We start from the raw sequence: 18930 nt of genomic DNA on the forward strand, positions 1-18930 counted from the left end.
GATCGCCACGGAGCGGAAGCGGGCGCCGACGCGCCGCCTCCTGCCAACCGGGGCTTGGGACCGGACCGACGCTTCAGTGCGCCGAATCCGGCCAACAAGGACTCACGATGACCGACTCTATGTTGTTCGCGGACCATGCCTGGCTGCCCGATGGCTGGCGCCGCAACGTGCTGCTGCGCTGGGACGCGGCCGGCACGCTGACCGACGTGACGCCCGACACCGACGCGCCGGCCGGCGTCGCGCGCGCGGCCGGGCCCGTGCTGCCCGGCATGCCGAACCTGCATTCGCACGCGTTCCAGCGCGCGATGGCGGGGCTCACCGAATATCGCGCGAATCCCGCCGACAGCTTCTGGAGCTGGCGCGACCTGATGTACCGCTTCGCGCTGAAGATCACGCCCGACGCGCTCGCGGCGATCGCGCGCTGGCTGTACGTCGAGATGCTGAAGTGCGGCTACACGTCGGTGTGCGAATTCCACTACGTGCATCACGCGCAGGACGGCTCACGCTATCCGCAGATCGCGGAACTCGGTGCGCGCGTGGTCGATGCCGCGCGCTCGGCCGGCATCGGCATCACGATGCTGCCCGTGTCGTACCAGTTCGCCGGCTTCGGCAACAAGCCGCCGCGCGACGACCAGCGCCGCTTCATCAATACGCCGGACGGCCTGCTCGAGCTGCTCGACGCGATGCGCCGCGTCGCGCCCGAGCACGGCGGCCTGCGCTACGGCGTCGCCCCGCACTCGCTGCGCGCGGTGTCCGAGAACGGCTTGCGCGTGCTGCTGGAAGGCTTGCCCGACGACGCGCCGGTGCATATCCACATCGCCGAACAGACGGCCGAAGTCGACGATTGCGTGCGCGCGTACGGCGCGCGTCCCGTGCAATGGCTGCTCGATCGTTTCGACGTCGATACGCGCTGGTGCCTCGTGCACGCGACGCACGTCGATGCGGCCGAAACGGCCGCGCTCGCGAAGCGTCGCGCGGTGGCCGGCCTGTGCCTGACCACCGAGGCGAACCTCGGCGACGGCGTGTTCCCGGCGCTCGACTATCTCGCGCAGGGCGGCGTGATCGGCGTCGGCTCGGACAGCCATGCGTCGGTCGACTGGCGCTCGGAACTGCGCCTGCTCGAATACGGGCAGCGGCTCGTGCATCGCGCGCGCAACGTGCTCGCGAGCGACACGCAGGCGCATGTCGCCGACCGGCTGTTCGACGCGTCGCTCGCGGGCGGCGCGCAGGCGAGCGGGCGGCGCATCGGCGCGCTGCGTGAAGGCTGCCGCGCCGACTGGCTCGTGCTCGATCCCGATCATCCGGCGATCGCGGAGCACGACAGCGCGTCCTGGCTGTCGGGCACGGTGTTCGCCGAGCACGGCGACACGCCGGTGCTCGACGTCTATACCGGCGGCGAGCGCGTCGTGAGCGGCCGCCGCCATCGCGACGAAGCCGCAGCTTATGCCGACTACCGCGCCGCGCTGGCGCAACTGCTGCGCTGAATGCGCGGCATCCGGCGCACGCCGCGCGCGTGCGCCGGCCGACTTTTACGGTGATGCGACATGACTGAACAACCGGCTGTATTCACGCTGAAGCAGGGCACGCTGCCGCTGCTGATCTCGATTCCGCACGCAGGCACCCACATCCCCGACGACATCGCCGCGACGATGACGCCCGACGCGCGCTTCGTCGACGATTGCGACTGGCACCTCGAGCGCCTGTACGGCTTCGCGGCGACGCTCGGCGCGTCGATCCTCGTGCCGTCGCACGCGCGTTACGTCGTCGACCTGAACCGTCCGCCCGACAACGAGAACCTGTATCCGGGGCAGGACACGACGGGGCTCGTGCCGGTCGATACGTTCGACAAGGCGCCGCTGTATCCGGCGGGCGCGCTGCCCGGCAACGACGAGATCATGCGCCGTCGCGACCGCTACTGGCGCCCGTATCACGACGCGCTGCAAGGCGAGATCGCGCGCCTGAAGCGCGAGCACGGCCGCGTGCTCGTGTGGGAAGCGCATTCGATCCGCTCGCACGTGCCGCGCTTCTTCGAGGGCCGCCTGCCGGACTTCAACTTCGGCACGTCGAGCGGCGCGAGCGCCGCACCGGGCCTGGCCGAGGCGCTGGCCGCATGCGTGAGCGCGCACGGCGGTTATACGGCCGTCGCGAACGGGCGTTTCAAGGGCGGCTACATCACGCGCCACTACGGCGTGCCCGCGACCGGCGTCGAAGCCGTGCAGCTGGAGCTGTCGCAGATCACCTACATGGAAGAGACGCGTCCGTATGCGTACGACGAAGCGCGCGCCGCGCGGATCGTGCCGCTGCTGCAGACGCTCGTCGAAACCGCGCTCGCGCATCGCTGATCCGTCGGCGCGCGCTGCGTGCGGCGGCACGGCGCGATGTCGCGCCACGGCCGGCCGGCTGGCAAGGCGCACATTGGTGCATCGCACAAAACGGCATCGACCCGAGCGGTCGATGCCGTTTTTTTCGTCTGATCGATGGCGGGATCGGTACCTGAAAATTTGACGCAATTTTTAGGTGATATAAGCTGAATGTCAGGAAGTCGTCACGCGCGCCCCGGCCGCGACGGCGTCGATCAGCGCCGCGCCGCGCCGGAATCCGTTGCGAGACACCTTGCCGACGTGTCGTCGCGCGGCATTGCCGCCCCCGCTTCATCGCGACACGTGTCCTGCCTTCATCAGTCAGTCGAGTACGATCGTGAAAGCCGCCAGCCCTTCGATACGCCGGACCCGAAGTCCGTCGGCGGGCGCGCCGCCTCAGGCCGGGCCGATCCGGCATGCTGAGCGCGGCACGCGCGCCGCCCCCATACGCGAGCCCCGCTTCTTCGCTGTGCCCCATCGCGGCCTGCGCCGCTTCAATGTCGTCACCGCACACGTGTTCAGCGCGGTGCAGTGCGACGGCAGCGCTTCATTGTTGCCCTAGCGTCCTTTTCCGCTTTCGCATCGGATCGCACCGCCCGTTGCCGCATCGTCCGAGCGGCACGATCGCGCGTGGACGCGTGCAGCGCCATCGCGGGCCGCCATCGTCCTGCGCGTCCGCACGCGTCGCGCATTTATCGCGGAGGCGATCATGCGACCGCGCCCGCTCGTAGCCGTCACCGCCGATCGCGTCATGCGCGGCGCCCATCCGAACCACACGGCCGGGGAGAAGTATCTGGTCGCGCTGGTCGACGGTGCCGGCACGCTGGCGTTCGTGCTGCCCGCGCTGGGTGCGCGGCAGCCGGTCGACGCGATCGTCTCGGCGATCGACGGGCTGCTGCTGACCGGCAGCTATTCGAACGTCGAGCCGCATCACTACGGCGGCCCGGCGAGCGCGCCCGATACCCTGCACGATCCCGCGCGCGATGCGACCGCGCTGCCGCTGATCCACGCGGCGATCGATGCGGGCGTGCCGGTGCTCGCGATCTGCCGCGGCATGCAGGAGCTGAACGTCGCGTATGGCGGCGCCTTGCATCAGCGACTGCATGCGAGCGCGGGCTTCCACGATCATCGCGAGCGCGACGGCGATCCGCTCGAGCGGCAGTACGGCCCCGCGCACCGCGTGCAGCTCGCGCCAGGCGGGCTGCTGCAACGGATCGCGCACGGCGCGCACGACGCGCTGGTCAATTCGTTGCACGACCAGGGCATCGCGCGGCTCGGCGCGGGCCTCGCGGTCGAGGCGAGCGCGCCCGACGGGCTGATCGAGGCCGTGAGCGTGCGCGGCGCGCGTGCGTTCGCGCTCGGCGTGCAGTGGCATCCCGAATGGCGCCACGCGGAGCAACCGCTGTCGCGCGACATCTTCGCGGCATTCGGCGCGGCGTGCCGCGCGCGCATGACACACCGCATTCATGCGGCCGGCGGCACCATGCCGTCGCCGGCTGCATCCGACATCGACTGAACGAGGCCGATCATGCAACCCGAACTGAGTGAATTCCTGCGCCAGCACCGCATCACCGAAGTCGAGGCGATCATTCCCGACATGGCCGGTATCGCGCGCGGCAAGATCATTCCGCGCAACAAATTCGAGTCCGGCGAATCGATGCGCCTGCCGCAGGCCGTGATGGTGCAGACCGTCACCGGCGACTATCCGGAGGACGGCACGCTGACCGGCGTGACCGATCCCGACATGGTGTGCGTGCCCGATCCGTCGACGATCTGCCTGATTCCGTGGGCCGTCGACCCGACCGCGCAGGTGATCCACGATTGCGTGCATTTCGACGGTTCGCCGGTCGAGATTTCGCCGCGCTACGTGCTGCGCCGCGTGCTCGACCTGTACAAGGAAAAGGGCTGGAAGCCCGTGGTCGCGCCTGAACTCGAGTTCTATCTGGTCGACATGAACGCCGACCCCGACCTGCCGCTGCGTCCGCCGGTCGGGCGCACGGGGCGGGCGGAAACCGGCCGTCAGTCGTATTCGATCGAGGCGGTCAACGAGTTCGATCCGCTGTTCGAGGACATCTACGAATACTGCGAGATGCAGGGGCTCGACATCGAGACGCTGATCCATGAGGTCGGCGCTGCGCAGATGGAGATCAACTTCGTGCACGGCGACGCGCTGTCGCTCGCCGACCAGGTGTTCCTGTTCAAGCGCACGGTGCGCGAGGCGGCGCTGCGCCACAACATGTATGCGACGTTCATGGCCAAGCCGATGGAAAACGAGCCGGGCTCCGCGATGCATATCCACCAGAGCCTCGCCGATGTGCACACCGGCCGCAACCTGTTCGCCGACGACGGCGGCGTCGTATCGCCGATGTTCCAAAGCTATCTTGCGGGCCTGCAGAAATACACGCCCGCGCTGATGCCGATCTTCGCACCGTACATCAACTCGTATCGCCGCCTGTCGCGCTTCATGGCCGCGCCGATCAACGTGCAGTGGGGCTACGACAACCGTACGGTCGGCTTTCGCATCCCGCAGTCGACGCCGGTCGCGCGGCGCATCGAGAACCGGATTCCGGGCGTCGACTGCAATCCGTACCTCGCGTTCGCGGCGACGCTCGCCGCCGGTTATCTCGGTCTCACGCAGCAGCTCGCGCCGACCGAGCCGATCGCGTCCGACGGCTACGACCTGCCGTACCAGCTGCCGCGCAACCTCGAGGAGGGCATCTCGCTGATGGCCGCGTGCACGCCGCTCGCCGGCATTCTCGGTGACAAGTTCGTGAAGGCGTACCTGGCGCTGAAGGAAACCGAATACGAAGCGTTCTTCCGCGTGATCAGTTCGTGGGAACGCCGCCATCTGCTGCTGCACGTGTGAGCGTGCGCACGACCGCATCAAGGAACGACGGAGGAAACATGACGTACCGTAACGAACCCGCGTGGATCCAGCCCGCCGCGTTTGCGGCCCGCACGACGCAGGCACGCTCGACCGCCGAATACCGCGCGCTCGACGCCGCGCATCACATCCATCCGTTCTCGGACATGGGTGCGCTCAATCGCGCGGGCAGCCGCGTGATCGTGAAGGCCGACGGCGTCTATTTGTGGGACTCGGACGGCAACAAGGTCATCGACGGGATGGCCGGCCTCTGGTGCGTGAACGTCGGCTACGGCCGCAAGGAACTTGCCGATGCCGCATATCGCCAGCTTCAGGAACTGCCGTTCTACAACACGTTCTTCAAGACCACGCACCCGCCGGTGATCGAACTGTCGGCGATGCTCGCCGAAGTGACGCCCGCGGGCTTCAACCACTTCTTCTATTGCAACAGCGGCTCGGAAGGCAACGACACCGTGCTGCGTCTCGTGCACCAGTACTGGCGCGTGCAGGGCAAGCCGCAGAAGAAATACGTGATCTCGCGCAAGAACGGCTATCACGGCTCGACGATCGCGGGCGGCACGCTCGGCGGGATGGGCTACATGCACGAGCAGATGCCGTCGAAGGTCGAGAACATCGTGCACATCGACCAGCCGTATTTCTTCGGCGAAGCCCAAGCCGGCGAGACGCCCGAAGCGTTCGGCCTCGCACGCGCGCAGCAGCTCGAGGCGAAGATCCTAGAGCTCGGCGCGGAGAACGTCGCGGCGTTCATTGGCGAGCCGTTCCAGGGCGCGGGCGGCGTGATCTTCCCGCCGTCGACATACTGGCCGGAAATCCAGCGGATCTGTCGCAAGTACGACATCCTGCTCGTCGCCGACGAAGTGATCGGCGGCTTCGGCCGCACCGGCGAATGGTTCGCGCACCAGCACTTCGGCTTCGAGCCGGACCTGATCACGATGGCCAAGGGCCTGACCTCGGGTTACGTGCCGATGGGCGCGGTGGGTATCCATGAACGCGTCGCGCGCCCGATCATCGACAACGGCGAATTCAATCACGGGCTCACGTACTCGGGCCACCCGGTCGCGGCGGCGGTGGCGGTCGCGAACCTGAAGCTGCTGCGCGACGAAGGGATCGTCGAGCGCGTGAAGCATGACATCGGGCCGTACTTCCAGCGTCGGCTGCGCGAAGCGCTCGGCGATCATCCGATCGTCGGCGAGATCGCGGGGGCGGGGCTGGTCGCGGGCGTACAGCTCGCGCGCGATCGCGCGCGGCGCGAGCGGTTCGACGCCGGCGCCGATATCGGCACGATCTGCCGCGACTTCTGCTTCAACGGCAACCTGATCATGCGCGCGACCGGCGACCGGATGCTGCTGTCGCCGCCGCTTGTGATTCGTGAGGAGGAGGTCGACGAGATCGTCGACAAGGCGAAACGCGCGTTCGATGCGACCGCGGAACGGGTCGGGCGGGTGAGGTGAGCGAACGCAGCGCTTCGGTCAGGCGTAGGCGAAGCGCTGTTGATCGAACTCGATGATGCGCGCGACACACGCGGAGACGGACATCGTTCCGGTTTCGACAACGAGATCGGGCGCGACGGGTGCCTCATAGGGATCGGAGATGCCGGTGAACTGGCGCGTCTGGCCGGTCATGGCCTTCGCATACAGGCGTTTCGGATCGCGCGCGGAGCAGGTCTCGATATCGGTCTTCAGATAGATTTCGACGAAGCGCTCGTCACCGATGGTCTGCCGCGCCAGTTGCCGGTCGGCTGCATACGGGGAAATCAGCGCGACGATCACCATGATGCCCTGATTGTTCATCAGCTTCGCGATTTCGGCGGTACGTCGGCAGTTTTCGGCCCGGTCGTCGCGCCGGAATCCGAGATCGTGCGAGACGCCCGAGCGCAGTTCGTCGCCGTCGAGAATGCAGACCGGAATGTCGTGCGTGCGCAGGTACACGGCTATCTCGCGCGAGAGCGTGGATTTACCGGCACCACTCAGGCCGGTCAACCACAGGGTATGTGAATTCGGCAATGTCATGATGTGTCGCGACGGCGTGAACCAGCCGCAATGCGCGTGCCGGATTCCGTTCGTCTTCTTGATGGTGGGAAGCCGGTGCCGCTCGGCCGGCTGTCATGGTGGTCGATTCTAGTCAGCCGCTATTCGTACACCGTTACCAATTCGTTACCGATTATTACGTACTGGCCGATGGCGCGCGTCGGAATCACGCGATTATCTCTTGGACGTGTGCATGACGAGTGCGACGCACAAAACGAAAAGGGCCTGCGTCGTGAGACGCAGGCCCTTGAATTCTTTGGTGGGCGGTACTGGGATCGAACCAGTGACCCCTGCCGTGTGAAGGCAGTGCTCTACCGCTGAGCTAACCGCCCAAAGAAGCTGAAATTATGTCAGAGCTTTTCGGGTTCGTAAAGCACTTTCTTCAAATATTTTTCAGGCCGGTGCAAAAGGTGCGTCAGCCGGCCGTCGACGGCTCGACGAGATCGAGGATCGAGCCGTCGCGCTTGAGCGTCGCGAGCACGATGCTCGAATTGATCGACATCACGCCCGTCGCGCGATGCAGCCGGTTGATCACGAAGTCCGAGTAGTGGTCGAGGTCGCGCGCCCGCACCGTCAGCACGTAGTTCGAGCCGCCCGTCACGATCTGCGCGGCGATGACTTCCGGCCACTGCTGGATCGCCTCCACGAAGCGGTCGTGCCATTCGGGTACGTCCGGCCGCATCGACACGTGCACGAGCGCCTCGAACGCGACGCCGACCTTCTTCGGCTCGATCGTGCAGCGGTAGCCGGAAATGGCGCCGCGTTCCTCGAGCAGCTTCACGCGCCGCAGGCACGCCGACGGCGACAGCGCGACCGCGTTCGCGAGGTCCTGATTGCTGATGCGTCCGTCCCGCTCGAGGTGCCGGAGGATCCGCATGTCGGTTCGATCCAGATTCATTTCGCAGAATCCCGTCATTTTTGAGATGGTAGACGCAGACTCTACTGCAATCGGCGTGATTCGTCATCGAAAAGTGAAGCTCATTCTATTTCGTCCTCGATAACATGCGCCCCATGCCTCGACCGCACGGCCTGACGTGCCGTCAGGCCGCCGGCCGTATCGCCGCCTTCAACCCAGACCGTCATTCCGCCATGTACGAACACATTCCCGCCTATCCGGGCGATCCGATCCTGTCGCTGTTCCAGGCGTTCCAGCAGGATGCCCATCCGCACAAGGTCAACCTCAGCATCGGCCTCTATTACGACGACGCGGGCCGCATCCCCGTGCTGGAGAGCACGCGCCTCGCGGCCGAGCGCCTGCGCGAAGCCGGCGCGCCGCATACGTATCTGCCGATGGAAGGGCTCGCCGCGTATCGGCAGGGCGTGCAGCGCCTCGTGTTCGGCGCCGGTTGCGCGGCGCTCGCGCAAGGACGCATCGCGACGCTGCAGACGCTCGGCGGCTCGGGCGCGCTGCGGCTCGGCGCCGAATTCGTGAAGCGCTATTTCCCCGACAGCGCGATCTGGATCAGCGATCCGACGTGGGACAACCATCGCGTGATCTTCGCGGCGGCCGGCCTCGACGTGCACACGTATCCGTACTACGACGCAGCGCGCAACGACCTGCGCGTCGATGCGATGCTCGCGGCGCTCGACGCGCTGCCCGCGCGCAGCATCGTGCTGCTGCAGCCGTGCTGTCACAACCCGACGGGCCTCGATCTCGACCGCGACGCGTGGCGCGCGGTGATCGACGTGCTCGCGCGCCGCGGGCTGATTCCGTTCCTCGACATGGCGTACCAGGGCTTCAGCGATGGTCTCGACGACGACGCATGGGCCGTGCGCGCGATCGTCGAAGCCGGGCTGCCGGCGATCGTCAGCAACTCGTTCTCGAAGAATTTCTCGCTGTATGGCGAGCGCGTCGGCGGCCTGTCGATCGTCTGCGCGAGCGCGGGCGAAGCGGCGACGGTGCTGAGCCAGTTGCAGGCCGGCGTGCGCCGCACCTACTCGAGCCCGCCGCTGTTCGGCGCGCAGCTCGTGTCGGCGGTGCTGAACGACGACGTCCTGCGTGCGTGCTGGGAAGACGAGGTGGCCCAGGTGCGCACGCGCATCAAGCGCATGCGCGGTGCGCTGAAGGCGCGGCTCGACGCGCGCTTGGCCGGGCCCGCGTTCGACGCGCTCGTCACGCAGCGCGGCATGTTCAGCTATACGGGCATCGCCGCGGCCGACGTGGACCGGCTGCGCGCGTCGCACGGCGTCTACCTGCTGCGTTCGGGCCGCATGTGCATCGCGGGCCTGAACGACGCGAACGTCGAGCACGTCGCGTACGCGATCGCCGACGTGCTCGGCGGCACGTCGCGCCAGGCTGCCTGAGCGGCCGATTCCGAACCGAAGGAGGACACGATGGCAGACACGATCCCGGTCGACTTGCCGCAACTCGCGCAGCCGTTCTCGTGGGCGACCCGCGCGGGCGGGCTGATGTTTACCGGCCACGGCCCGGTCGATGCGTCCGGCGCGATCGCAGGCGACACGATGACGGGGCAGGCGCGCCTCACGCTCGGCAATCTCGCGAAGGCCGTCGCGGCGGCCGGCGCGACGATGGACGACGTCGCGCAGGTGCTCGTCTACCTGTCCGACGTGAAGGCGATGCCCGAATTCGACGCCGAATACCGGCGCCACTTTCGCGAACCGTACCCGAACCGCACGTGCGTGGGCGTGCAGGGCTTCGCGCACCCGGACATGCGCGTCGAACTCGTCGCATACGTGGCGTTGCCGGCGGCACGCGGCTAGAAAGCACGCAACTCGGCGCGGATTGCAGTACCCACGATTACCGACATACCCCAACCAGTACACATCGATAATTCAGACAAGGATGGAGACGAAGATGAAGAGTATCAATCGTTTCGCACTGCCGACGATCGCCGGCCTGCTCGCCGCGAGCGGCGCGATGGCGCAGAGCAGCGTGACGCTGTACGGCATCGTCGACCAGAGCATTCGCTACACGACGCATGCGAACGCGTCGAACGACGCGAGCGTGCAGATGACCAACGGTGCGATCACCAACAGCCGCTGGGGCCTGAAGGGCAGCGAAGCGCTCGGCGGCGGCCTGACGGCGATCTTCCGGCTCGAGAGCGGCTTCGAGCCGCAGAACGGGCAGCTCGACGGCGCGCTGTTCGGCCGCTACGCGTATGTCGGCCTGGCGAGCGACTGGGGCACCGTGAAGCTCGGCCGGCAGGCGACCGAGGCATTCAACCTGTTCGGCGATCTCGATCCGCTGACGGTCGGCAACTACACGGCCAACATGTGGCCGTACTTCCTCACGCAGGGCCGCGCGAGCAACGTGGTCAGCTACGACGGCACGTTCGGCGGGCTGAACGTCGGCGCGAGCTACGGCTTCGGCGGCGTCGCGGGCAGCCTCGGCGCGAATGCGTACTGGGGCACGCACGTGTCGTACACGCTCGGCGGGCTGATGGTCGGCGCGACCTACCAGCAGGTGCGCGACCTGACGAGCCGCGCGCAGCAGGCATGGGGCGCGGGCGCACGCTACGCGTTCGGCGCGGCGACGCTGTACGCGGGCTATCTCGGCGGCATCGACCGCACCGGCATGCTCGACCGGCAATTGCTGAACGCGCCGGGCCGCGACGTGACCTACGGTTCCTTCGCCGACAATCCGCGCCGCGACGCGATCTTCTATACCGGCGCGAGCGTGCAGATCACGCCCGCGGTGTCGGTGACGGGCGTCGCGTACTACGACGACATCCGCAACGTCAACGGCATCGCCGGTAACGGCGGGAAGCGCTACACGGGCGTGCTCGAGGCCGAGTACGCGCTGTCGAAGGCGACGCAGGTCTACGCGACGGTCGACTACAACCGGGTGACCGGCGGCGCGTTCACCGAGATGCCCGGACGCGGCAACCAGACGGGCATCGCGGCCGGCTTGCGCCACCTGTTCTGAGCATGCGGCGCGCGGTGGCCGGTGCGGTCCGGCACCGGTCCGTGCGCCGTCGACGTTTCGGCCGGACACACGCTTTCGAACGAGGTCATTCGATGCAACCAGAAGGGCAATTCCAGCACATCGCGGCGCGCGAGCAGGGTCTGCGCCGCACGCTTTCCGCACGGCAGATGGCGATGATCGCGATCGGCGGTGCGATCGGCACCGGTCTCTTTCTCGGCAGCGGATTCGCGATCGGCTTCGCGGGTCCGAGCGTGCTCGTCAGCTACGCGATCGGCGCGTTCATCTCGCTGTTGCTGATGGGCTGTCTCGCGGAGATGACGGTCGCGCATCCGACCTCCGGGTCGTTCGGCGCATACGCCGAACATTACGTGAGCCCGTGGGCCGGGTTCCTGGTGCGCTATGCGTACTGGGCGTGCATCGTGCTCGCGGTCGGCACCGAAGTCACCGCGATCGCGCTGTACATGAAGTACTGGTTCCCGGGCGTGCCGGGCTGGCTGTGGATCGTCGGCTTCTCGGCGCTGCTCGTGTTCGTCAACGCGCGCAGCGTCGACGTGTTCGGCGCGGTCGAATACGGCTTTTCGGTCGTGAAGATCGCGGCGATCGTCGGCTTCATCGTGCTCGGCGCGTACGTCGTGTTCGGCAATCCGGCACTGGTCGGCGACGGTGCGGCCCGCGCGGGCTTCCACCATTACACCGGGCACGGCGGCTTCTTCCCGAAGGGCATGTGGGGGATGTGGGTCGCGGTGATCGTGTCGATCTTCAGCTACCTGAGCATCGAGATGATCGCGGTCGCGGCGGGCGAGGCGGAAGATCCCGAGCGCGCGGTGACGCGCGCGTTCCGCTCGACGATCGTGCGGCTCGTGCTGTTCTACCTCGTCACGCTCGCGCTGATGCTCGCGATCGTGCCGTGGACGGCGGCAGGGCGCGACGAGAGCCCGTTCGTGAAGGTGATGGAGGCGATCCACCTGCCGGGCGCGGCCGGGCTGATCAACTTCGTCGTGCTGATCGCCGCGCTGTCCGCGATGAACAGCCAGCTCTACATCACGACGCGGATGATGTTCAGCCTGTCGCGCGCGGGTTATGCGCCGAAGGCGCTCGGCGAGGTCGACGCGCGCGGCGTGCCGTTCGGCGCGCTGCTGCTGTCGACGCTCGGCATCGCGCTCGCGACGGTCCTGAGCGTGCTGTACCCGGACGCGTCGTTCACGATCATGATGGCGGTGTCGATGTTCGGCGCGTTGTTCACGTGGATGATGATCTTCGTCACGCATTACTGCTTCCGGCGGCGTCGCGCGGCGCTCGGCCTGCCGGCGCCCGCGTTCCGGATGCGCGGCTTTCCGCTGCTGACGCTGCTCGGCGCGGCGCTGATGCTCGCGGTGATGGTGACGACCTACTTCACGGCCGAATTCCACATGACGCTGATCTTCGGCATTCCGTTCCTGATCGCGCTGTCCGTCGTGTACGCGGTGTGGTACCGGCGCGCGCAGCCGGTGCTGCAGCCGGAAGCGAAGTAACGGGGAAGTGCCGGCGCGAAATGCCGGCGCGCCGGCTCAGCCCGCGAGCACGGGCAGCGCGTCGATCGATGCGCGCACGTAGTCGGCGAAGCGCAGTGCGACCGGTTCGGCGGCGCCGCTGCGCTTCAGTTCGAGCGTGCGCGATTCGAGCGACGCATCCTTCAGCGGCCGGAACGCGAGCCGGTCGCTCTTCACCTGCTGCAGCACGCGCGGCACCAGCGCGATGCCCATGCCGAACTCGATCATCGACAGGATCGTCTGCCACAGCCGCGCCTCGTGACGGATCAGCGGGCTGAATCCCGCGTTCGCGCATTGCGCGATGATCAGGTCGTGATAGTGCGGCGCCGCGTCGCGCGGAAACAGGATGAATGGTTCCTCGGCCAGCGTGGCGAGCGCGACCTGACGGCGCCGCGCGAGCGGATGCGCGGCCGGCAGGCAGCAGACGAACGGTTCCGCGTAGACGGGCGCCGATTCGACCTCGGGCGGGCAGTGGCCCCAGTGCGCGTAGCCGAGATCGATCTGGCCGCGCTGGATCGCCTGCACCTGCGCCTGTGTGTTCATCTCGCTCAGCACGATCTCGACGCCCGGGTAATCGGCCTCGAAGCGCCGCACCGCATCGGGCAGCCCGCGATACAGCATCGAATGGACGAAGCCGATCCGCAGCCGGCCCGCGAGGCCGGACGCAGAGCGCACCGTGAGCCGCTCGGCCTCGGCCGCCTGCAGCAGCAGCCGGCGCGCTTCGCCGAGCAGCACCGCGCCCGCATTGGTCAGCGCGACCGTCTTGTTGGTGCGCGAAAAGAGCTGCACGCCGAGCGCGTCCTCGAACTTGCGGATGTCGAAGCTCAGCGCCGGCTGCGAGATGAACAGGCGCTTCGCCGCGCGCCCGAAATGCAGTTCCTCGGCGACCGCCACGAAGTAGCGCAACTGCCTCAGTTCCATGCTGTCTCCTTCCCGCATCGGCATCGATAAGCGTCGTCTATCGTACCGGATAAATCCTGTATTGGACGCTTATCGATCGCGCGCCTACGCTCTGCTGAACGCCTGGCATCAGCCGGCCGCGCCGCCGCCGCGCGGGCGCCGGCCGGCAGCCGGGCCATCCTGGAGACGCATGCATGAACGACACCGCTCGCACGCCGGACACCGGCGCGGCCAACAACATCCCCGACAGCCGGGGCATCAATTTCTTCACGGCCGATCCCGATCTCGGCGCGTTGCTGAAACTGCATCTCGGTGACGCGCGCTACGCGGAACTCGAACCGCAGCTGCACGCGCTCGGCGCGCGCGTGTCGGGCGAGCTCGACGCATGGGCGTCGCGCGCGGACAAGCATCCGCCCGTGCTCGAACACCGCAACCGGCGCGGCGAAGCCGTGCAGCGGATCGACAAGGATCCCGCGTACGTCGCGCTCGAACGCGTCGCATATTCGGAACTCGGGCTTGCGTCGCTGAGCCACCAGCCCGAGGCGGTCGCGCCGCTCGTCAAGTACGCGCTGACGTTCCTGTTCGTGCAGGCCGAATTCGGGCTGTGCTGCCCGATCAGCATGACCGATTCGCTGACGCGCACGCTGCGCCGCTTCGGCGCCCCGGCACTCGTCGAGCGCTATCTGCCGATGCTCGCATCGCGCGATTTCGACACGCTGTTCCAGGGCGCGATGTTCATGACCGAACAGGCGGCCGGCTCCGACGTCGGCCGCATCGCGACGCGCGCGGTGCGCGAAGCCGACGCGCAGGGCGAGGCGGTGTGGCGCCTCTTCGGCGACAAGTGGTTCTGCTCGAACGCGGACGCCGACCTGGCGATGGTGCTCGCGCGGCCCGACGGCGCGCCGGACGGTATCAAGGGGCTCGCATTGTTCCTGCTGCCGAAGACGCTGCCGGACGGCACGCGCAACCGCTACCGGATCGTGCGGTTGAAGGACAAGCTCGGCAGCCGTTCGATGGCGAGCGGCGAGATCGCGCTCGAAGGCGCGCAGGCATACCTGATCGGCGAGATCGGCCGCGGCTTTCACCAGATGGCGGACATGATCAACATGTCGCGGCTGTCGAACGGCGTGCGCGCGGCGGGCCTGATGCGGCGTGCGCTGAACGAGTCGCTGCACGTGGCCGCCCACCGCGCCGCATTCGGCCGCAAGCTGATCGAGATGCCGCTGATGCAGCGCCAGCTGATGAAGATGCTGCTGCCCGCCGAGGCCGCGCGCGCGATGTTCATGCAGATCGCGCTGCTGCTGCCGCAAGCGGATGCGGGCGACGAGCGGGCCGCGCGCTGCGTGCGCATCCTGACGCCGTTGATCAAGTTCCGCGCGTGCCGCGACGCACGCCGTGTGACGGGCGACGCGATGGAGGTGCGCGGCGGCACCGGCTACATCGAGGAATGGAGCGATGCGCGCCTCGTGCGCGATGCGCATCTCGGCTCGATCTGGGAAGGCACCAGCAACATCGTCGCGCTCGACGTCGCGCGCGCCGCGCAGCGCGAGCAGGCGCTCGATGCGCTGCGCACGTTCCTCGCCGACCGGCTCGGCGCGGCGCCGCTGCCCGACGCGAGCCGCGCGGCGCTGCGGCGCATTCTCGCGCGCGCGTGCGATGCGCTCGCCCGGGTCGCGGCGGAAGGCGACGACGCGCGCGTGCGGCAGGCCGCGTCGGCGCTGTACTACGCGAGCGCGGCCGTGCTGATGGCATGCGAGGGCGCGCGGCTCGCGCCCGATTACCGGCGCCTCGCGCTCGCGCACCTGATCGTGCGTCACAAGCTGTTGCCGGTCGATCCGCTCGCGCCGGCGTCGCGCGACGACGAGGCAGCGGCGTTCGATGCGTTGCTGCGCGGCACGCCGGTACCGCTCGACATGGCGCTCGACCTGCTGCCGGAGGTCGAACGATGAGCACCACGAAAGCGACGAAAGCGACCCGCGGCGCACTGGACGGCCTGAAGGTCGTCGACCTGAGCCGCGTGCTCGGCGGCCCGTACTGCACGCAGGCGCTCGCCGACCACGGCGCGACGGTGATCAAGATCGAGCCGCCCGACGGCGACGAGACGCGCGGCTGGGGGCCGCCGTTCCTCGGCGACACCGCGTGGTACTTCATGGGCGTGAACCGCAACAAGGAGGGCGTCGCGCTCGACCTGTCCCGCGACGAAGGGCGCGCGATCCTGTGGCGCCTGCTCGAGAGCGCCGACGTGCTCGTCGAGAACTTCAAGCCCGGCACGCTCGCGCGCTGGGGCATGGACTACGCGCGCGACCTGCAGCCGCGTTTCCCGCGCCTGATCCACTGCGCGGTGACGGGCTTCGGCGACGACGGCCCGCTCGGCGGGCTGCCCGGCTACGACGCGGTGATCCAGGCGATGGCCGGGCTGATGAGCGTGAACGGCGAGCGTGACGGCGACGCGATGCGCATCGGGTTGCCGATCGTCGACATGGTTACCGGACTCAACGCGCTTGCCGGCATCCTGCTCGCGCTCGCGGAGCGCGAGCAGAGCGGGCAGGGCCAGTCGATCGACATCGCGCTGTACGACTGCGGCGCGTCGCTGCTGCATCCGCACCTGCCGAACTTCTTCGGCTCGGGGCGCGTGCCCGAGCGCAGCGGCAACGCGCACCCGAACATCGCGCCGTACGACAGCTATCGCACGGCCACCGTGCCGATCTTCCTCGCGGTCGGCAACGACCGGCAGTTCGCGCGGCTCGTCGCGCATCTCGGCGCGCCGGCGCTCGCCGGCGATCCGCGCTTCGTCGACAACCGCAGCCGCTGCGCGCACCGGCCCGAACTGAAGGCCGAACTCGAGGCACGGCTCACCGCGCATCCGTGCGAGCCGCTCGCGCGCGACCTCATGGCGGCGGGCGTGCCGTGCGGGCCGGTGCGCACGGTCGCCGACGTTGCGCGCGACCCGCATGCGCTGCATCGCGAGTTGTTCGTCGAGATCGGCGCGTATCGCGGCACCGCATCGCCGGTGAAGCTGTCGCGCACGCCGGCGACCTATCGTTCGCCGCCGCCCGCGCTCGGCCGCGACACGCGCGCGGTGCTCGACCGCCTCGGCGTCGATCCCGCGCTCCAGCAGCAGCTGCTCAACGCGGGCGTGCTGACGGTCGCGCCCGACCCGACGTGACCGGACGAGTGGCCCTGCAGGCGAGTGACCTGGACCGACAGATCGCGACGTAAAGCGACGTTGGGCAGCGTAAAACAGCCCCGCGTCGAGCAATCGCTCGTAACGCAACTCCGCCAGCCGGCGGCGCAAGGCCGGCCATCCGGCAACGCGCGCGACAGTTGCGCCGCCGATCACAAACATGGAGACATCGATGAGCCGTCCGCAATCCCCGTCCGCCGCGCAGCCGCGGCCCGGCCGTGCCGCCCTCGCGGCGTTCGTCGGCACCACGATCGAGTGGTACGACTTCTACATCTACGGCACCGCCGCCGCGCTCGTGTTCGGCAAGGTGTTCTTTTCGAGCACGATGAATCCCGGCGTCGCGACGCTGCTCGCGTTCGTCACGTTCTGGGCGGGCTTCGCCGCGCGGCCGCTCGGCGGCATCGTGTTCGGGCATCTCGGCGATCGCGTCGGCCGCAAGACCGCGCTCGTGATCACGCTGGTGATGATGGGGCTTGCGACGACCGGCATCGGCCTGTTGCCCGGCTATGCGTCGATCGGCGTGTGGGCGCCCGCGGGCCTCGTCGTGCTGCGCGTGCTGCAGGGCATCGCGGTCGGCGGCGAGTGGGGCGGCGCGGTGCTGATCGCGAGCGAGAACGCGCCGAAGCATCGCAGCATCCTGTATGCGGCGTTCGCGCAGCAGGGTTCGCCCACCGGCAACCTGCTCGCCACCGCTGCCTTCTTCGCACTGAGCGCGCTGCCGACGCCGTCGTTCCTGATGTGGGGCTGGCGCATTCCGTTTTTGCTGTCGGCGGTGCTCGTGATCATCGGGATGGTGATCCGGCTGCGGCTCGAGGAATCGATCGACATGCAGCGCGTGCTCGCGCGCAAGCGCACGGTGAAGCTGCCGCTGCGCGACGTCGTGCGCGACCACTGGCCCGTCGTGCTGCTCGCGGCCGGCACGCTGCCGGTGATCAACGTCACGTATTTCCGCAGCACGTTCGCGCTGTCGTGGGCGACCAAGGAGCTCGGTTATGCGCAGGGCACGTTCCTCGGCATCCTGTCGATCTCGCTCGTCGTGCAGTTCCTGATGCAGCCGGTCGGCGCGTGGTTCGTGTCGAAGGTCGACATGCGGCGCGCGATGTGCTGGATCCTGATTCCGGAGATCGTGCTGATGCCGGTGATGTTCCATGCGCTCGCGACGCGTTCGTACTGGGTCGCCGTCGCGGGCATGTGCATCTCGACGATTCCGTCGGCGATGTTCTACGGTGCGGTCGGCGGCGTGCTCGCGCGCGTGTTTCCGGCCAACATCCGCTATACGGGCCTGTCGCTCGCGTACCAGCTGAGCGCGCTCGTCGTCGGCGGCGGCACGCCGGTGCTCGCGCAGGCGATCCTGAACGCGACCGGCAGCATCGTCGGCGTCGCGATCGCGTCGGGGCTGTACGCGCTCGTGTCGCTCGCGTGCATGCTCGCGCTGCTGAATCGCACCGGCTACCGCGCGGACGAGCTGTCGACGGCCGAGCGCAGTGATGCGGCCGAGTGGGGCGCCGAAAGTGCGAGCGCTGAAAGTCCGGCCGGCGAGACCGCCCGGCCAGGCGAGCGCGGCGCGTTGAAACCGGCGGGGTGAGACGGGGAGGCCGGCGTGATTCGGCACGCTGGCGATTCGGTAACGCGGTAATGCGGTAATGCGGTAATGCGGTGAGGCGGTAATGCGGTGAGGCGATAATTCGCCGCTCCGGCGACATCGCGCTCCGGCGACATCGCGCGCCGCACGGCCTCGACTCACGCCAAAAATCACGCGTCCCAAAAGCAAACGGCACCGTGCGATCCACGGTGCCGCTTGCCTGGCGATTGCTTGACTTCGCGACGAGGCCGGCACGGCCGGCCATCGCGATGCGCGGTGCTTAGCCTTCCGTCGGCGGCACGTAGCCGGACGCCTGGTCGGCGCCGTCGCCGAAGAAATACTTCTCGGTCTGCTTCATCAGGTACTGGCGCGCGCGCGGGTCGGCCATGTTCAGGCGGTTCTCGTTGATCAGCATCGTCTGCTGCTTGAGCCAGCCTTGCCACGCTTCCTTCGACACGCTTTCGTAGATGCGCTTGCCGAGTTCGCCCGGCAGCGGCGGGAAATCGAGACCCTCGGCTTCCTTGCCGAGCTTCGCGCATTGGATCATTCGAGCCATCGTGTACTTCTCCTGTAATCGG

General features: G+C 68.1%; 16 protein-coding genes and 1 tRNA gene. 12 read left to right on the forward strand and 5 right to left on the reverse strand.

What is annotated here, in order from left to right:
• The first annotated feature begins 107 nt into the window (after nucleotides 1–107).
• From U4Z64_RS06395 to U4Z64_RS06415, 5 genes are all read left to right on the forward strand, one after another.
• Complete coding sequence (locus tag U4Z64_RS06395) at nucleotides 108–1484, forward strand: formimidoylglutamate deiminase (protein WP_321819492.1); 1377 nt, start codon at nucleotides 108–110, stop codon at nucleotides 1482–1484.
• A 60-nt stretch (nucleotides 1485–1544) separates the two neighbouring features.
• Entirely contained in the window at nucleotides 1545–2342 is a 798-nt protein-coding gene (gene hutG, locus U4Z64_RS06400) for an N-formylglutamate deformylase (protein WP_124489555.1), read from the forward strand.
• A 727-nt stretch (nucleotides 2343–3069) separates the two neighbouring features.
• Entirely contained in the window at nucleotides 3070–3876 is an 807-nt protein-coding gene (locus U4Z64_RS06405) for a gamma-glutamyl-gamma-aminobutyrate hydrolase family protein (protein ID WP_321819493.1), read from the forward strand.
• A gap of 12 nt (nucleotides 3877–3888) precedes the next feature.
• Entirely contained in the window at nucleotides 3889–5226 is a 1338-nt protein-coding gene (locus U4Z64_RS06410; protein ID WP_044847659.1) for a glutamine synthetase family protein, read from the forward strand.
• 38 nt (nucleotides 5227–5264) lie between these two features.
• Nucleotides 5265–6695: an aspartate aminotransferase family protein gene (locus tag U4Z64_RS06415; protein WP_321819494.1), complete on the forward strand. Its 1431-nt coding sequence runs from the start codon at nucleotides 5265–5267 to the stop codon at nucleotides 6693–6695.
• Between the two features lie 18 nt (nucleotides 6696–6713).
• Here U4Z64_RS06415 and cysC read toward each other — a convergent pair whose 3' ends face one another.
• The 3 genes from cysC to U4Z64_RS06430 form a co-directional block, all read right to left on the reverse strand.
• Nucleotides 6714–7253 carry an adenylyl-sulfate kinase gene (gene cysC / locus U4Z64_RS06420; RefSeq protein WP_321819495.1) on the reverse strand — a complete coding sequence of 180 codons (540 nt, stop codon included), beginning with the start codon at nucleotides 7251–7253 and terminating at the stop codon, nucleotides 6714–6716.
• 275 nt (nucleotides 7254–7528) lie between these two features.
• Nucleotides 7529–7603, reverse strand: a tRNA-Val gene (locus tag U4Z64_RS06425).
• Nucleotides 7604–7686: 83 nt separating this feature from the next.
• Nucleotides 7687–8169, reverse strand: a complete 483-nt coding sequence (locus U4Z64_RS06430; protein ID WP_124488334.1) for an Lrp/AsnC family transcriptional regulator — start codon at nucleotides 8167–8169, stop codon at nucleotides 7687–7689.
• Nucleotides 8170–8360: 191 nt separating this feature from the next.
• Here U4Z64_RS06430 and U4Z64_RS06435 point away from each other — a divergent pair, with 191 nt between their 5' ends.
• From U4Z64_RS06435 to U4Z64_RS06450, 4 genes are all read left to right on the forward strand, one after another.
• Nucleotides 8361–9575 (forward strand): amino acid aminotransferase, encoded by a 1215-nt coding sequence (locus tag U4Z64_RS06435; RefSeq protein ID WP_321819496.1) that lies wholly within the window; start codon nucleotides 8361–8363, stop codon nucleotides 9573–9575.
• A 30-nt stretch (nucleotides 9576–9605) separates the two neighbouring features.
• On the forward strand, nucleotides 9606–9992 hold the full coding sequence (locus U4Z64_RS06440; protein WP_124488333.1) for a RidA family protein: 387 nt from the start codon (nucleotides 9606–9608) through the stop codon (nucleotides 9990–9992).
• A 94-nt stretch (nucleotides 9993–10086) separates the two neighbouring features.
• A complete protein-coding gene (locus U4Z64_RS06445) occupies nucleotides 10087–11157 on the forward strand; it encodes a porin (RefSeq protein ID WP_415750554.1) in 1071 nt (356 codons plus the stop codon).
• Between the two features lie 92 nt (nucleotides 11158–11249).
• Entirely contained in the window at nucleotides 11250–12668 is a 1419-nt protein-coding gene (locus tag U4Z64_RS06450; RefSeq protein ID WP_321819498.1) for an amino acid permease, read from the forward strand.
• A gap of 36 nt (nucleotides 12669–12704) precedes the next feature.
• Here the strand turns inward: U4Z64_RS06450 and U4Z64_RS06455 are convergent, their stop codons facing one another.
• Nucleotides 12705–13607: a LysR family transcriptional regulator gene (locus U4Z64_RS06455; protein ID WP_321819499.1), complete on the reverse strand. Its 903-nt coding sequence runs from the start codon at nucleotides 13605–13607 to the stop codon at nucleotides 12705–12707.
• A 173-nt stretch (nucleotides 13608–13780) separates the two neighbouring features.
• Between U4Z64_RS06455 and U4Z64_RS06460 the strand changes: the two genes are divergently transcribed.
• From U4Z64_RS06460 to U4Z64_RS06470, 3 genes are all read left to right on the forward strand, one after another.
• On the forward strand, nucleotides 13781–15535 hold the full coding sequence (locus U4Z64_RS06460; RefSeq protein WP_321819500.1) for an acyl-CoA dehydrogenase family protein: 1755 nt from the start codon (nucleotides 13781–13783) through the stop codon (nucleotides 15533–15535).
• The gene (locus U4Z64_RS06465) at nucleotides 15532–16752 is read left to right on the forward strand and encodes a CoA transferase (protein ID WP_321819501.1); all 1221 of its coding nucleotides are present in this window, start codon (nucleotides 15532–15534) and stop codon (nucleotides 16750–16752) included. The genes U4Z64_RS06460 and U4Z64_RS06465 overlap by 4 nt, the downstream gene beginning before the upstream one ends.
• Nucleotides 16753–16942: 190 nt before the next feature.
• Nucleotides 16943–18355, forward strand: a complete 1413-nt coding sequence (locus tag U4Z64_RS06470) for an MFS transporter (protein ID WP_321819502.1) — start codon at nucleotides 16943–16945, stop codon at nucleotides 18353–18355.
• 277 nt (nucleotides 18356–18632) lie between these two features.
• On the opposite strand, the gene U4Z64_RS06475 is transcribed toward U4Z64_RS06470, so the two are convergent.
• Nucleotides 18633–18908, reverse strand: a complete 276-nt coding sequence (locus U4Z64_RS06475) for an oxidative damage protection protein (RefSeq protein ID WP_006478357.1) — start codon at nucleotides 18906–18908, stop codon at nucleotides 18633–18635.
• Between the last annotated feature and the right edge of the window lie 22 nt (nucleotides 18909–18930).

This window comes from Burkholderia sp. BCC1996 (assembly GCF_905339955.1).
GTDB lineage: Bacteria > Pseudomonadota > Gammaproteobacteria > Burkholderiales > Burkholderiaceae > Burkholderia.

Bases quoted from the DNA above. Each gene is read 5' to 3' on its own strand.
- U4Z64_RS06470 (WP_321819502.1), top strand. From the start codon at position 16,943: ATGAGCCGTCCGCAATCCCCGTCCGCCGCGCAGCCGCGGCCCGGCCGT.
- U4Z64_RS06445 (WP_415750554.1), top strand. From the start codon at position 10,087: ATGAAGAGTATCAATCGTTTCGCACTGCCGACGATCGCCGGCCTGCTC.
- U4Z64_RS06475 (WP_006478357.1), bottom strand. From the start codon at position 18,908: ATGGCTCGAATGATCCAATGCGCGAAGCTCGGCAAGGAAGCCGAGGGT.
- U4Z64_RS06455 (WP_321819499.1), bottom strand. From the start codon at position 13,607: ATGGAACTGAGGCAGTTGCGCTACTTCGTGGCGGTCGCCGAGGAACTG.
- cysC (WP_321819495.1), bottom strand. From the start codon at position 7,253: ATGACATTGCCGAATTCACATACCCTGTGGTTGACCGGCCTGAGTGGT.
- U4Z64_RS06435 (WP_321819496.1), top strand. From the start codon at position 8,361: ATGTACGAACACATTCCCGCCTATCCGGGCGATCCGATCCTGTCGCTG.
- U4Z64_RS06410 (WP_044847659.1), top strand. From the start codon at position 3,889: ATGCAACCCGAACTGAGTGAATTCCTGCGCCAGCACCGCATCACCGAA.
- U4Z64_RS06440 (WP_124488333.1), top strand. From the start codon at position 9,606: ATGGCAGACACGATCCCGGTCGACTTGCCGCAACTCGCGCAGCCGTTC.
- U4Z64_RS06415 (WP_321819494.1), top strand. From the start codon at position 5,265: ATGACGTACCGTAACGAACCCGCGTGGATCCAGCCCGCCGCGTTTGCG.
- U4Z64_RS06460 (WP_321819500.1), top strand. From the start codon at position 13,781: ATGAACGACACCGCTCGCACGCCGGACACCGGCGCGGCCAACAACATC.
- U4Z64_RS06430 (WP_124488334.1), bottom strand. From the start codon at position 8,169: ATGAATCTGGATCGAACCGACATGCGGATCCTCCGGCACCTCGAGCGG.
- U4Z64_RS06395 (WP_321819492.1), top strand. From the start codon at position 108: ATGACCGACTCTATGTTGTTCGCGGACCATGCCTGGCTGCCCGATGGC.
- U4Z64_RS06450 (WP_321819498.1), top strand. From the start codon at position 11,250: ATGCAACCAGAAGGGCAATTCCAGCACATCGCGGCGCGCGAGCAGGGT.
- U4Z64_RS06465 (WP_321819501.1), top strand. From the start codon at position 15,532: ATGAGCACCACGAAAGCGACGAAAGCGACCCGCGGCGCACTGGACGGC.
- hutG (WP_124489555.1), top strand. From the start codon at position 1,545: ATGACTGAACAACCGGCTGTATTCACGCTGAAGCAGGGCACGCTGCCG.
- U4Z64_RS06405 (WP_321819493.1), top strand. From the start codon at position 3,070: ATGCGACCGCGCCCGCTCGTAGCCGTCACCGCCGATCGCGTCATGCGC.